This window comes from Nitrospirillum guaranorum, from assembly GCF_034653275.1.
Lineage (GTDB): Bacteria > Pseudomonadota > Alphaproteobacteria > Azospirillales > Azospirillaceae > Nitrospirillum.
Genome location: NZ_JAYEES010000004.1, coordinates 939,448 through 953,310 on the forward strand (window position 1 = coordinate 939,448; position 13,863 = coordinate 953,310).

Annotated in this window: 14 protein-coding genes; 6 read left to right on the forward strand and 8 right to left on the reverse strand. The window is 68.0% G+C overall.

Annotated elements, in window-relative coordinates; translation table 11 throughout:
• The first annotated feature begins 27 nt into the window (after positions 1-27).
• Positions 28-2,283 (forward strand): TonB-dependent receptor, encoded by a 2,256-nt coding sequence (locus UAJ10_RS25950; RefSeq protein WP_322918217.1) that lies wholly within the window; start codon positions 28-30, stop codon positions 2,281-2,283.
• 253 nt (positions 2,284-2,536) lie between these two features.
• On the opposite strand, the gene wrbA is transcribed toward UAJ10_RS25950, so the two are convergent.
• On the reverse strand, positions 2,537-3,142 hold the full coding sequence (gene wrbA, locus UAJ10_RS25955) for an NAD(P)H:quinone oxidoreductase (protein ID WP_322918218.1): 606 nt from the start codon (positions 3,140-3,142) through the stop codon (positions 2,537-2,539).
• Positions 3,143-3,182: 40 nt separating this feature from the next.
• On the reverse strand, positions 3,183-3,896 hold the full coding sequence (locus UAJ10_RS25960) for an alpha/beta fold hydrolase (RefSeq protein ID WP_322918220.1): 714 nt from the start codon (positions 3,894-3,896) through the stop codon (positions 3,183-3,185).
• Positions 3,897-4,081: 185 nt separating this feature from the next.
• Between UAJ10_RS25960 and UAJ10_RS25965 the strand changes: the two genes are divergently transcribed.
• A complete protein-coding gene (locus tag UAJ10_RS25965) occupies positions 4,082-4,921 on the forward strand; it encodes an IclR family transcriptional regulator domain-containing protein (RefSeq protein ID WP_322918221.1) in 840 nt (279 codons plus the stop codon).
• Between the two features lie 40 nt (positions 4,922-4,961).
• Here the strand turns inward: UAJ10_RS25965 and UAJ10_RS25970 are convergent, their stop codons facing one another.
• From UAJ10_RS25970 to UAJ10_RS25980, 3 genes are all read right to left on the reverse strand, one after another.
• Positions 4,962-6,128: a CaiB/BaiF CoA transferase family protein gene (locus UAJ10_RS25970; RefSeq protein WP_322918222.1), complete on the reverse strand. Its 1,167-nt coding sequence runs from the start codon at positions 6,126-6,128 to the stop codon at positions 4,962-4,964.
• Positions 6,129-6,163: 35 nt separating this feature from the next.
• On the reverse strand, positions 6,164-6,976 hold the full coding sequence (locus UAJ10_RS25975; protein WP_322918223.1) for a citryl-CoA lyase: 813 nt from the start codon (positions 6,974-6,976) through the stop codon (positions 6,164-6,166).
• A 62-nt stretch (positions 6,977-7,038) separates the two neighbouring features.
• The gene (locus tag UAJ10_RS25980; protein WP_322918224.1) at positions 7,039-7,602 is read right to left on the reverse strand and encodes a VOC family protein; all 564 of its coding nucleotides are present in this window, start codon (positions 7,600-7,602) and stop codon (positions 7,039-7,041) included.
• 255 nt (positions 7,603-7,857) lie between these two features.
• On the opposite strand from UAJ10_RS25980, the gene UAJ10_RS25985 reads away from it, so the two are divergent.
• The gene (locus UAJ10_RS25985) at positions 7,858-8,826 is read left to right on the forward strand and encodes a squalene/phytoene synthase family protein (RefSeq protein ID WP_322918225.1); all 969 of its coding nucleotides are present in this window, start codon (positions 7,858-7,860) and stop codon (positions 8,824-8,826) included.
• Between the two features lie 250 nt (positions 8,827-9,076).
• Complete coding sequence (locus UAJ10_RS25990; RefSeq protein WP_044562216.1) at positions 9,077-9,673, forward strand: superoxide dismutase; 597 nt, start codon at positions 9,077-9,079, stop codon at positions 9,671-9,673.
• A gap of 97 nt (positions 9,674-9,770) precedes the next feature.
• Here the strand turns inward: UAJ10_RS25990 and UAJ10_RS25995 are convergent, their stop codons facing one another.
• Positions 9,771-10,148 (reverse strand): Mth938-like domain-containing protein, encoded by a 378-nt coding sequence (locus tag UAJ10_RS25995; RefSeq protein WP_322918226.1) that lies wholly within the window; start codon positions 10,146-10,148, stop codon positions 9,771-9,773.
• 117 nt (positions 10,149-10,265) lie between these two features.
• Positions 10,266-10,616: a preprotein translocase subunit YajC gene (yajC, locus tag UAJ10_RS26000; RefSeq protein WP_040849264.1), complete on the reverse strand. Its 351-nt coding sequence runs from the start codon at positions 10,614-10,616 to the stop codon at positions 10,266-10,268.
• Between the two features lie 253 nt (positions 10,617-10,869).
• Here yajC and UAJ10_RS26005 point away from each other — a divergent pair, with 253 nt between their 5' ends.
• Positions 10,870-11,769, forward strand: a complete 900-nt coding sequence (locus UAJ10_RS26005) for an ATP-binding protein (protein WP_322918228.1) — start codon at positions 10,870-10,872, stop codon at positions 11,767-11,769.
• Positions 11,770-12,074: 305 nt separating this feature from the next.
• Positions 12,075-12,551, forward strand: coding sequence for a Ros/MucR family transcriptional regulator (locus UAJ10_RS26010; RefSeq protein ID WP_145614927.1), 477 nt, complete (start codon positions 12,075-12,077; stop codon positions 12,549-12,551).
• A 100-nt stretch (positions 12,552-12,651) separates the two neighbouring features.
• Here UAJ10_RS26010 and torT read toward each other — a convergent pair whose 3' ends face one another.
• A complete protein-coding gene (gene torT, locus UAJ10_RS26015) occupies positions 12,652-13,695 on the reverse strand; it encodes a TMAO reductase system periplasmic protein TorT (protein ID WP_322918230.1) in 1,044 nt (347 codons plus the stop codon).
• Positions 13,696-13,863 lie beyond the last annotated feature (168 nt).

Here is a 13,863-nt window from a genome sequence, read left to right on the forward strand (position 1 = left end):
ATACGAAAAAGAACGGGGAGGACAACGATGCCGCCAGCGGCCGTGCACGGGGATCGCCTGACACCTGACCATCACCTGCGTCGCCGCAAGGCGCGCCTCGCCTTCACCCGCATGGCCTCACGGCTGGCGCTGACGGCCGCCCTGCTTTCCAGCGGCAGCGCCCTGGCCCAGGCCAACGCCGCGAGCGACAACAGCGCCGTTGGCCAGCTGGAGGACATCCTGGTCATCGCCCGCAAGCGGGCGGAGAAGCTGACGGACGTGCCGGCGGCGGTGACGGCCTTCACCGAGGCGCAGATCGAGGCGTCGGGCATCACCGCGCCCCGCGACTTCATCGCCATGACGCCCAACGTCACGCTGGTGGAAACCCAGAACGTGGGCACGGCCTTCGTCGTAGTGCGCGGCATCGGCCAGGCGCGCAACAGCGAGCCGTCGACCGCCGTGGTGGTGGATGGGGTGCAACAGGTGAACCCGTCCCAGTTCAACCAGGACCTGTTCGACATCTCGGGCATCGAGGTGCTGAAGGGCCCGCAGGGCGGCCTTTACGGCCGCAACGCCATCGGCGGCGCCATCCTGATCACCACCAAGGAACCGACCGACAACTATGAGTTCAAGGTCAAGGCGGGGGTGGAGAACGGCCCCGGCTATACCGAGCAGGCCACGGCCAGCGGCGCCATCGTCCCCGGCAAGCTGAAGTTCATCGGCTCCATCAGCCACACCAGCAACGACGGCACCATCAAGAACACCTACCTGGATACCGAGGCCAACCCGGTCAAGCAAACCTCCGGCCGGCTGAAGCTGCTGTTCACGCCCACCGAGGATCTGACCGTGGACACCCGCTTTTCCATGTCGGAACTGGACACGCGCGGCTTCTACTACAACATCGTCAGCGACGTGAACGACACCAGCCTGCCGGTGCGCGTCAACAACGCCGGCATCGACAACCGCCGCCTGCTGGACGCCTCGGTCAAGGTCGACTGGAACCTGGGATTCGCCACCGCCACCTCGGTCACGGCCTATGACGTGGTGCGCGAGATCGTCACCGGCGACGCCTTCGACTTCCTGCCCGTCAACGAATCTTTCTTCAAGGGGCTGCTGGGCTTCGACATGAACCAGAGCCAGTTCCTGGACGTGAAGGCGGTCAGCGAGGACTTCCGCCTGACCTCGCCCAACGAGGGCTTCCTGCGCTGGATCGTCGGCGGCTACCTCATCCATACCGACCGCTACATCTCCACCGGCAACATGGTGGACACCGGCAACGGCGTCTTCCCCGTCTATCGCAGCCCCAGCACCAACCCGCTGAACCCGCAGGCCACCTTCCTGGCCGACAGCCAGGACAACATGGCCTGGGCGCTGTACGGCGACCTGACGGCGGAACTGACCGACCAGTTGGAACTGGCGCTGTCGCTGCGCTACGACAGCGACAACCGGCGCAACACCACCCTGACCCCCACCGCCTTCCTGCCCAACATCCCGGGCTTCCCCCAGGGGGTCAGCGGCGAGGTACGCGAGCGCACCTTCGACCGGGCCCAGCCCAAGATCGTGCTGCGCTACAAGCCGGACACGACCACCACCCTGTATGCCGACTGGGGCCGCGGCTTCCGCAGTGGCGGCTTCAACCAGACGGGCGTGGGCGCGGTGGCCGCCGCCAACGGCATCCTGGGCGTATCCGACGTGTTCCAGGCGGAATGGGCCGACACCTACGAGCTGGGTTTCAAGAAGACCCTGTTCGACCGTAGGCTGGAGGTGGAGGGCGCCGGCTTCTACACCCGGTCGCACAATCCCTATTTCTTCGTCTTCCTGGCCGCCAACTCCACCCAGAACCTGGGCAACCTGGGCCTGGTGGAATACAAGGGCGCCGACGCCGGCCTGACCGCCCACCTGACGGACAGCCTGCAGGCCAGCATCGGCGCGGGCTACACCGACAGCAACATCACGGAAGCCACCGACCGCACCGTCATCGGCAACCAGGCACCCGGCGTTTCCAAGTACACCATCAACGCCGCCCTCCAGCACACCTGGGACTTCGGCAAAAGTTCGTCGCTGGTCTCACGCCTGGAATACCAGCGCATCGGCGACACCTACTGGGATCCGCAGAACTCCACGGTGCGCGATCCCGTCAACCTGGTGGACGTGCGCACCACCTACACCCGCGACGACTGGTCCGTGGCGCTGTGGGCCAAGAACGTCTTCGACAAGCGCTACAACGCCGAATATTCGGCCGGCGGCTTCGTCTTCAAGGCCCTGCCCCGCCGCTTCGGGGCGGAGGCGACCTTCTGGTTCTGAATCTCCTCCGCGCGGCACTTGATCGTGATCGATCAAGTGCCGCCCCTCAAACGCCGGGCGCCCGCACCCGCGGGCTTGGCTTCCTCGCTTTCCAGTCCGCTCCGCTCCCCGGCAAGCTCCGGCGGCTGCGGTCGCAGCCTACAGCGGCACGAGGGTGACCTCGTGCCGCTGGCATTACTCCCACCCCGGCCGTCGCCACCGCCGGCCAGGGTGTCTAGGGCCGCTTCCCAGTTACCCCAGGGGCGGCCCCTCTTTATTGCGCGGCCTGCTTGGCGGCCACGCCGGCCACGAAACGGCCCTGGGCACGGGCGATGGCCAGTTCGTTGGCGCTGGGCTGGCGCTCGCCCTTGGGGCCGGCGATGGTGCTGGCGCCATAGGGCGTGCCGCCCGTGACCTCATCCATCACCGTCAGGCCCGGTTCGGAATACGGCACGCCGCAGATCACCATGCCGTGATGCAGCAGCGTGGTGTGGATGGAGGTCAGGGTGGTTTCCTGGCCACCGTGCTGGCTGGCGGTGGAGGTGAAGGCCGCCCCCACCTTGCCGACCAGGGCGCCCTGGGCCCACAGCGGCCCCGTCTGGTCCAGGAAGTTGCGCATCTGCGCGGCCATGTTGCCGAAGCGGGTCGGCGCGCCGATGATGACCGCGTCGTACCCTCCCAGTTCCGACGGATCGGCCAGGGGTGCCTTCTGATCCAGCTTGGCGTGCGCCTTGGCCGCCACGTCCGGCGGCATCAGTTCCGGCACCCGCTTGACCGTCACCTCCGTGCCGGCCACCTCGCGGGCGCCGTCGGCGATGGCATACGCCAGCGTCTCCACATGGCCATAGGTGCTGTAATAGAGGACCAGGACCTGGGTCATGGCGATGTTCTCCATGGTGGGGGGAAAGAGTATGGGGTGGTCAGCGCGACAGCCAATCCGCCAATAGGGTGGTGGTGGCCTCGGGCGCCTCCAGCGTCACCATGTGGCCGCAGCGGGGGATGATGGCCAGGCGGCCCTGGGGAATGGCTTCGGCGATGGCGGATTGCTGCGCCGGCGGGCTCCACGGGTCATCCTCCCCACCCAGCACCAGGGTGGGACAGGTCAATGTGGGCAGCACGTCGCGCGCGTCGCGTCGGGTCAGCGCCGCGCGGATTTGCCCCTCATGGATGGCCGGCGTGGCGCGGCACCACATGGCCTCCAGCCGTCCCACCAGGTCCGCATCGCCACGACGGTCGGGATGCAGCACCGGCGGCAGCCAGCGGCGGGCCAGCGCCGTCATGCCCTGTTCCCAGGCGAAGCGGATCAGTTCTTCCCGCTGCGCCGCCTCGTTGGGCAGAACAGGATGCACGCCCGTGCTCAGCAGGGCCAACCGCTCCACCCGTTCCGGCGCCCTGCGCACGATCTCCAGCGCCACCCGGCCGCCCATGGAGTGGCCGGCCAGGGCGAAACGCGGCGGGGCCTGGGCCAGCACCCCGTCGGCCATGGCGTCGAAGCTGTCCCGGCCCCAGAAATCCGCCACCTGGATCACCCGGCGGGAGGACAACGCCGCGATCTGCGGTTCCCAGACGGTGCGGTCGCACAGCAGGCCGGGCAGCAGGATCAAGGGGGGCTGGGGGATGGGATCGGATGCCATGAATATCGCTCTCCCTGCGATCTGAAATTCGTTTATCGAATTCTTTTTCTAATATCGTATGGTAACAGCGCTCAGCGGGTCACGCAATCGCCGGCGACCCTTGCCGTCGCTTGACAAGGACGAGCGGCCGAGCCGACCCTCCCGCCGCCTGGTGACGTGATTTTAAGAGGCGGAGGATGCGCGGCATGGACGAGGACGCGGGCACGGAGGGCGAAGGTCGCCGCGAAGAGATGGCCGGCCTGGCCAAGGGCCTCAGCGTGCTGCTGGCCTTCAATCACGACCACCCCAGCCTGTCGCTCAGCGAGATCGCCACCATCACCGGGCTGGCGCCGGCCACCGCGCGCCGCTGCCTGCTGACCCTGCAATCCCTGGGCTATGTCGGTTCGGTCAAGCGCCGCTTCTTCCTGCGGCCCAAGGTGCTGGACCTGGGCGCCGCCTATCTGGAGGCCCTGGATATCGAGCGCCTGGCCTCCGTGCCGCTGACGGAACTGGCCAACGCCACGTCGGACAGCGCGTCCATCAGCGTGCTGGATGGGGAGGACATCATCTATGTCGCCCGCGCCTCCGTCCGCACCCTGGTGCGGCTGGAGGCGCATGTCGGCAGCCGCTTCCCCGCCTTCGCCACCGCCATGGGCCGTGTGCTGTTGGCGGCCCTGCCCGACCCCATGCTGCGCGCCTTCCTGGACAAGGCGGCCATCGCGCCCATCACCGAGAAAACGGTGGTGGATCGGGACCAGCTGTTCGAGCTGATCACCCAGGTGCGCAAGGACGGCTATTGCGCGGTTGAAGATGAGCTGGCCTACGGAGTCGTCTCCCTGGCCGTACCCCTGAAGGACCAGGGCGGGCGCACCATCGCCACCCTGAACTCCGCCAGCCATTCCAAGCGCTACGCCAAGGATCAGCTGGTGGCCGAGCGGCTGGACCATCTGCGCGGGGTGGCCGACCAGATTTCCCGCGAACTGCGCCGCCTGCCGTCCGGCAACGGCCTGCTGCCGGTGGCGGACACCGTCGCCCTGGGCCGCTGATGGGGGCCGTTGACGAGGGCCACTGATTAGGGGCCGCTGATCAATCCGGCCAGGCGTCCGGATTATCGGCCAGGGCGGCGCGGATATCGGCGCTGTGCTGGCCCAGCAGGGGGGCCGCCACCACCGCGTCGTCGCGGGCGCCGCCATAGGCGAAGGGTGAGCGTACCAGGCGGTCCGCGCCCCCCTTGGCCCCCTCGATCCTTTTGGCCACGGGCACCAGCATCTTCAGATGCTCCACCTGCGGGTCGGCCGCGGTGTCGGCGATGGAATTGACGGGGGCGAAGGGCAGGTCGGTATCGCTGAGCAGCGCCACCCACTCCGCCCGGGGCCGGGTCGCGAAGATGGCGTTCAGCGCCGCCACCAGCTGCGGATAATGATCGATGCGCGCCAGGCGGGTGGCGAAGCGCGGGTCCTGGGTCAGGGCCTGGCCGCCGATGCCGGCCACCAGCGCGTCCCAGAACTTCTCCAGGGACGACATGTGCACGGCCACGTGCTTGCCGTCGCCGCAGGTCAGGATCATGGCCTGGGCCAGGCGGGGCCGGTCCATGCCGGTCGGCACCTCACCCAGGGCGAAATAGCCGGCGAAGGGCTCGATGGCGAAGTGCATCATCGCCTCCAGCATCGAGATTTCCAGCAGGCGGCCCGTGCCCGTCCGCCCCCGTTCCACCAAAGCGCCCAGGATGCCCAGGGCGGCGTATAGGCCGGTGATGGCGTCCGCCAGGGCGGGGCCCAGCAGGCGGGGATTGGCGGGGTCGATGGCGACGCTGAGGAAGCCGCTCAGCGCCTGGGTCACGCTGTCGTAGCTGGGCCGGCGGCTGTAGGGCCCGTCCGGGCCGAAGCCGCTGATGGAGCAATAGACCAGCTTGGGGTTCACCGCCGACAGGTCATCCCAACCGGCGCCGATGCGGCCGGCGACGCCGGGGCGGAAGTTTTGGATGTAGACGTCGGCGCTGCCGACCAGGCCGTGGAACAGGGTGCGGTCCTCCGCCTTCTTCAGGTCCAGGCACAGGCTGCGCTTGGCATGGTTGTAGGCCTGGAAGTGGGCGCTGTAATGCCCGTCCTTGAAGGTGCGGTAGGGGTCGCCGCCCTCGGGCGATTCGATCTTGATGACGTCCGCCCCCAGATCCGCCAGCAGCATGGCGGCACAGGGACCCGTGATGAACGTTCCCTGTTCCACCACCCGTATGCCTTTCAGCACCTCAACCATCAGCCTGCAACCTTTCGACTGTCGTTCCCATCCACTCAATTCTCATCGGCGACGAAGCCGTCCGGCGCCGGCCCGTCGTACCGGATGGCGCCGCTGGCGGCGTGCGACATACGGAAGCCGATGGGGTGCCGCTGTTCCTCCAGCAAATGGGCCACCAGGCTGGCAGTGCGCGCCAGCAGGGGCACGCCCTTGACCGCCAGCAGCGGGAAGCCCGCGTCCAGCAGCACGGCCGGAATGGCGGCCGACACGTTCATCTTCAGGGGCTTGCCCACCAGGTCGGGCAGCAGCCGTTCCGCCCGGCGCGCCACCTCCATGTGCGCACCCACCAGCGACACCCCCTCCGCCAGGGCGAACAGGCGCAGGGCGCGGGGGTCGCCGTCCTTGTGCAGGGGATGGCCATAGCCCGGGATGGCCCGCTTCTCCGCGCGATAGGCGCGCACGGTGGCGGCGACGGCGGCATCCAGGTCGCCGCCGTTGTCGCCGGCCGCGTCCAGCACCTGGCTCTGGAAGCGACCCGCCGCCTCGGCGCTGCCCAGGATGACGGAGCCGCAGCCCAGCAGGCCGGCGGCGACCGCCCCCTGCAAGGCCTCCGGCGCGGCCGCCAGCGTCATGCGCGCCGCCTGCACGCTGGGCACCAGGCCATGCTCGGCGATGGCGACCAGGGTGGCGTCCAGCACCCGCCGCTGCTCCGGGCTGGGCAGCGCGCCGCAGACCAGCAGCCACACATGGTCCGTGAAGCTGATCGCGCCCATCAGATCCTGGACCAAGTCATGGCCCCGGACGATGATGGTCTCGGCGTTGGAGCCGGAAATGGCCGTGGTCGGCGTCGTGTCAGGTCCGATCTTCATCAATGACTTTCCTTTGGGGGCGGCGACGGCCGTCCCCCTGGCGGCGGTTGGGGCGCCGCCGGTTATTGCGGGCGGTACAGGTTGTTGGAACGGTGGTCGCCGCCCAGCCAGCGGGCGAGATCGGCATGCGCGTTGCGCTTGCGCTCCTCATCCGTGTCCTCGATGCCGGGCGCGTCCACCGTCAGCTCCACGATCAGGCCGTTGGGGTCGCGCACGTACAGCGACTGGCAATAGCCGTGGTCCAGGAAATAGCAGTCGTCCGACGGCTCGGGCACGCCGGCGGCGCGGAAGCGCCCGTGAACGGCGGTTTGCGTGGCGGCATCCACCTTGAGCGCGATGTGATGGAAGGGCGAGGGCGGCATGGCCGGGCCGAAGAGGGCCTGGTCCTCGGGGCTGGCGAACTGGAAGAAGGCCAGGGCGCCGCCGTCCCCAAGCGCGAAGAAGCAATGGCAATAGACCCGGTCCGCACCGAACAGGTGGTCGGTTTCGCAATATGTGGCCACCAGCGGCATGCCCACCAGATCCTCATAAAAGCGGCGCGTCGCCTCCATATCCGCCGTGACATAGGCGTTGTGGTGCAGCCGCAGCGGCAACCCGGCCCCCGCCGTTCCAGCCTGAACAGTCATGCCCGCCCTCCCTGTTTTATTTTCGTATACCGAATATATATTCGATCTTCGTATATTAGGCAAGCGGCCCGGGTCCGTCAAGGCGCCCCTGCCCTTTGTGCGTCGCCCTTCCCACCCCACCTCCGCCCTACCCCCACCTCGGTTCCACCCACTTCGGCCTTCTGCCAAACGCAAGCTTCATCCGGCGGCCAAGCTCTGGCACTCTGTGCCCCTATTCACCCCGCGTCCTTCCGCTGCCCGGACAGAAGACCGCCCATGGCCGACTTCCGTATCAAGACCGCCCATATCGGACGCACGCGCTCGGCCCCCCGCCGCCCGCCCGTCCAGGGCGGCTACGCCTCGGCCCTGCGCCGGGTGCCCAAGGCCATGCGGCGCCACGCGGCGGCCTTCGCCTCGTTCCTGAAGCTGGCGCACGACATCACCGGTGACGCCAACCTGGAGCCGGAGGCCAAGATCGCCCAGCTGGACGCGCTGGAACGGGCGCTGGTCAGCGGCGGCGGCGTGCCCTCATGGCTCAGCCCGGCCCTGGAACTGAAGGCCAGCCTGGCCATCACCGGCGGGTCCTCCCTCCACGCCCGGCAGCTGCTGCAGGCCTTCCGCCGCGATGCGGAGGGGCACAGGGCGCGAACCTGGGGTGATGTGCTGATGGCCTGCCGGCTGGCGGCCAATCCGGTGGGGCACCACATCCTCGAGCTCTACGGCGAAAGCGCCGACGCGCTGGCCGCCACGGACGCGCTGTGCACCGCCATCCGCCTGCTGCGGGTGGTGCAGGAATGCCGGGACGATTGGGTGCGGCTGGGCCGCTGCTATTTCCCCCTGGATTGGTTCGACGCCGTGGGCGCCAGCCCGGAACATCTGGTGGAGCACCGGGCGACCCCGGCGGTGCGCGTCGTGCTGGACCGCATGCTGGACCGCATCGACCGCCAGCTGGACCATGCCCGCGCCCTACCGGGCGCGTTGCGCGATCCCGGCCTGCGCATGGAAACGGCCGTGCTGCTGCACGCCGCCCGGCTGATGGCGGGACGCCTGCGCCGCCGCGACCCCTTGGCCCAGGGCATCAGCCTGGGTCCGCTCGCCCGCGGCTGGGTGATGGTGCGGGCCCGGCTGGCGCTTGCCCGCAGCATGGCGGGGATGGCGCCCGCCCCGCCCTCCGGCCCGCCCGTCGACCCAGGCGCGGAGGGTGATAAGGATACCCCGGGCCCGGAACGGCATCCGCAACAATAAGGTTAATCTTTCCGCCCCCAAACCGGTTCTATTCGCTTCCCGGGATGGGAATGTTCGTGTTACCCCCTTGCTCCGGGTGCGGAAACCAGGGCGCGGGCGGCTGCCCTGATGTGATCGCGCCCACATGCCCGGGCGTCGCCGCCGGGGCATGATTTCGCCCGAAGAATAACGGTCCCGGTGGACCGGCGGCCCCCGCACGACGGCCGCGTCGGTCCACTCCCGAATAACCCCGTAGAAGACGAGGAAAACCATGGCTTTCGAACTTGCCCCTCTGCCCTACGCCAAGGACGCCCTGCAGCCCTACATGTCGTCCGAGACGCTGGATTTCCACCACGGTAAGCACCACAACGCCTACGTGACCAAGCTGAACGAGCTGATCGCCGGTACCGCGTTCGAAGGCCAGAGCCTGGAGGACATCGTCAAGGCGACCGCCGGCAAGGCCGAGTCCCAGGCCATCTTCAACAACGCCGGCCAGCACTGGAACCACACCTTCTTCTGGAACAGCCTGACCCCGAAGGCCTCGGCCATCCCGGGTGAGCTGGAGAAGCGCATCGTCTCCGACTTCGGAAGCGTCGAGGCCTTCAAGAAGGCCTTCGTGGACGCCGGCATCGGCCAGTTCGGCAGCGGCTGGGCCTGGCTGGTGGAAGACACCACGGAAGGGAAGCTGAAGATCACGAAGTCGGCCAACGCCGACACGCCGCTGGCCCATGGCCTGAAGCCGCTGATCACCGCCGACGTGTGGGAACACGCCTACTACATCGACTATCGCAACCGTCGTCCCGACTTCCTGAAGGCCTTCGTCGACACGCTGGCCAACTGGGAATTCGCCGCCCAGAACCTGGGCTGATGGCCGTGGGCCAATAGGCCCACGGGCGTAAGTCCAAACGCGAACCCCGGCCTTCTTGCGAGGGCCGGGGTTTTTGTTTACCGAAATTCGGGGACACTTAAGCCGGCAGCAAGGCCGCGGCGACGCGGCGGCCCTCCGCCAGCAGCACATTATAGGTGCGGCAGGCGGCCCCGGTGTCCATGGCGTCGATGCCGCCCAGGCCGCGTTCCTTGACCGCGCGGCGCAGGGTGGAGGTGAACAGCTGCATGGTGGGGCCGGTACCCAGCAGCACGATCTCCAGCGGCGGCTGTTCCGCGATCAGGGCCCCGAAGTCGTCCGGCCGCAGGCCGGCGAACCCGTCGACGGTCCAGGGGATGGTGCGGTCGGGGAAGACGATGATGGGCGTCTCATAGACCACGTTGCTGACGCGGAAGCGGCCGGGGCCGTAGGCGTCGATGACTTGGCGGTCGGCCGGGATCAGGGGGGTGATGTCCATGGGCTTCCAGCCCTCCCACAATGAAAAAGGCCTGACACTCGCCCCTTGGGGGATGCGCGTGCCGGGCCTTTTACCTGGCGTGCGGCGGCGGCGGTTTCAAACCCGCCCCGCCATGGCTCACTTGGAGTCGGTCTCGGTCTTGGCCGGCTCGGTCTTGGCCAGCACGGTGGTAATGGTGCTGCGCAGGACACGGAACTTCACGCCTTCACCGGCATCGATGGTGACCTCGTCGTTGTCGCCGACCTTGACCACGGTGCCGATGATGCCGCCACCGGTGACGACCTTGTCGCCGCGGCGCAGCGACTCCAGCATATTCTTGTGTTCCTTCATCTTCTTCTGCTGCGGGCGCATCAGGAAGAAGTACATGACCAGGAACACCGCCACGAAGGGCAGGATCTGCATCAGCGAGCCGGCATCGACGGGGCCGGCGCCGCCGGTGGTCTGGGCCTGGGCGGTGGACACGAACATGGGACGGTTGCTCCAGCGTGCGGGAATAACAAAAGCCAACGGGGCGGGCATGCCCACGTTTGGGCGCGACTATACCGACCGCCGGCCATGTTGCAACCCAATCTCAGCCCCCCCATCGGCGCGGGTTGCCGCCCGGCGGCCATCCCCGTACCGTTCCCCGGTTGAATAGGCAGGCCGCCGCCCAACCCGGCCGCCACAGGCGGGAACACGGGGTATGGGCGCGATAAGAAATGGACAGAAGGAAACAAGCCCCGTGACCACCCCCGTGAGCGCCCCTGGGACGGCCGAGTCCGCCTTGCTGCCGCTGCTGACCCGCATCGCCGACGCGCTGGACCGGCTGGCGCCGCCCCCGCCCGCCCCCATCGACTTCCACGCCGCCGACGCCTTCGTCTGGCATGCGGAGGGGGATCGCCTGTCGCCCGTGCCCGAGGTTTCCAAGGTGGACATCGGTCTGCTGCAGGGGGTGCAGCGTCAACGCGACACCCTGCTGGAAAACACCCGCCGCTTCGCCCAGGGCCTGCCGGCCAACAACGCCCTGCTGTGGGGTGCCCGTGGCATGGGCAAAAGCTCGCTGGTGAAGTCGGTGCACGCGGCGGTGAACGAGATGGCGGGCGCACCGGCCGGCCACGGCCCCCTGGCGCTGGTGGAAATCCACCGCGAGGACATTCCCTCCCTGCCCCGCCTGCTGGCCGCCGTGCGCGACAGCGGCCGCCGCTTCGTCCTGTTCTGCGACGACCTGTCCTTCACCAACGACGACGCCCATTACAAGTCACTGAAGGCGGTGCTGGAAGGCGGGGTGGAGGGCCGGCCGGCCAACGTGGTGTTCTACGCCACATCCAACCGCCGCCACCTGATGCCCCGGGACATGATCGACAATGAGCGGTCGACGGCCATCAATCCCTCCGAAGCGGTGGAGGAGAAGGTCAGCCTGTCGGACCGCTTCGGCCTGTGGCTGGGCTTCCACAACTGCGACCAGGACACCTACTTCGCCATGGTCGACGGCTATGCCGCAGCATTGGGCCTGACACTACCGGCCGAGGAATTGCACGCCCGCGCCGTGGAATGGGCGGTGACACGCGGCAACCGGTCCGGCCGTGTCGCCTGGCAGTTCATCCAAGATATCGCCGGGCAGGACCTGAAGCCTGGCGCCTGAGCCGTTGAACCGCCGTTAACGGCCCATTCAACTTCTCCCAGCGAAGCGTTTGAAACGGATCGGGAGTCGCCATCAAGGCGACTTCCCATCCTGGACATGTAACGGGTTACAGCTTCCGATTCTCTCGGGTTTTCGCCTTGATGGGGCGCGTAACTGGACCTTCCATTACTCTATCCCCCCAAGTTTTCCCCCATTTCTGCAATTCCAAGGGGGAAACCACTTCTTTTCAATACAAACAAGATAAATTCGGTTATAGTCCGTTCAACAAAACCTGCAACAAGTGACAAACAACGCCAGGGCTGGACATGACACAACCGATATCCGATTCCAATGACGACCTGCAGATCATCGCCCTGACCGGAAAGATCGTCACGAGCTATGTTGCCGGTAACACGCTGGCCCCGGCCGCCCTGCCTGATCTGATCAAGCAGGTGCACGACACCCTGCGTCGTCTGGTCACGCCCGAGGAAGTGGTCGCCACCCCGGCGGAGCCTCTGACCCCGGCCGTTCCGATCCGCAAGTCGGTCACCCCCGACTACATCGTGTGCCTGGAAGACGGCCGCAAGCTGAAGATGCTGAAGCGCCACCTGCGCACCGCCTACGGCCTGTCGCCGGAGGAATACCGCGTGAAGTGGGGCCTGCCGTCCGACTACCCCATGGTCGCCCCCAACTATGCCGAGCAGCGCTCAGGCCTGGCCAAGGCCATCGGGCTGGGCCAGCGCTCCCGTACCGAGGGCAAGCCCAGCGGCAAGCGCCGCCGCAGCAGCGCCGCCGCCGAGTAAGGCGCGACGCTCAGTGTCAGCAATTGAGAGGGCGGGCCGTGGTGCCCGCCTTTTTCATTTGGGCGCCTTCACACCCCAACCTTGACCGTGAAGCACCTTTTCATGACCCCCAACCGGGTGACGGACCGCCCGCGGCGGCCGGCGACGGGCCAGGCGGTACGCTTGGCCCCAAGGGTGCCCCCTGTAGCGGCCCCGGCGGGGGCAAGGGGCGCAGCTGAAACCGCTCCCCCTCCGGCACGGCGATGCGGGACAGGTCGTAGCCGGCCAGGCGCGACCGGTCCAACCGGTCCACCGTCATGACGTTCCAGACGCCATGGGGCCGTCCCTCCAGCGCGCGCACGGCCAAATCCACCGCGATGCGCGCCTGCACGATGGGGGAGTCGGACACCGCCAGCTCGATGGTGCCGTCGCGGACCAGATCGGTGATGCCGTCGGTGATGTAGGTCGCCACCAGGTGGGTGCCGCCGTCATGGCGGGAACGCAGGTAGTTCGCCGCCGCCTGGATGGCCACGGCGTTGCCGAAGACCACGTCGACATCCGGCGCCCGGTCGAACAGGGCGCGCACCAGATCCATCTGCGTCGTCATCCCCGTGGCGCCATAGCCGCCGTGGATGACCTCCACGCCCGCGCGCCGCAAGACGGCCAGGGCGGACGCCTCCATGGCATCCGCCCATTCAGCCCCCTTGGGCCCCGGCAGCCATCCCACCTTCAGCGGGCGGCCGGCCGCCCTCTCCCACTCCGCGCGGTGTTCCAGGATGTAATCGGCGCCGAAGCGGGCGTTCTCGCGGAAATTCCCCAGGATGTGCGCGGTGACGTAGGGGGACGCCATGCCGTTGATAAGGTCGATCAACGGCCGGCCGCCGTCGGCGATGGCGGCGACCTGCGCGTCCAGCCCATCGCTGGTGATGGCGGCCACGATGTAGGCGTCGGGCCTCAACGCGCGGCAGGCATCCAGCTGCGCCTTCTGCACATCCAGCTTGTCATAGCCGCCGGCCTGGTAAACGCCCATGACCACGCCCAGCCGTTCGGCCTCGCGCACCAGCCCCCATGACACGCCCCACCAGAACTTGTCCTGCGCGCCAGGCAGCAGGGCGCAAACCCGCCAGGGATGCGCCGCCCGCGCCAGGGGAACATAGGGGGCCACCCGCCCATCACGCGATACCGACACCGGCGGAAAAATGGCCTGAGACACGTTTGATGGCGACACGTTGGCCGGCGCCGATGGCGTATGGCCAACCTCCGTTCCCGGCGGCACACCCGCCTGCGCCATTCCCAATCCGAAAACCATGCCCGCCATGGCGAGAAGGCCCCC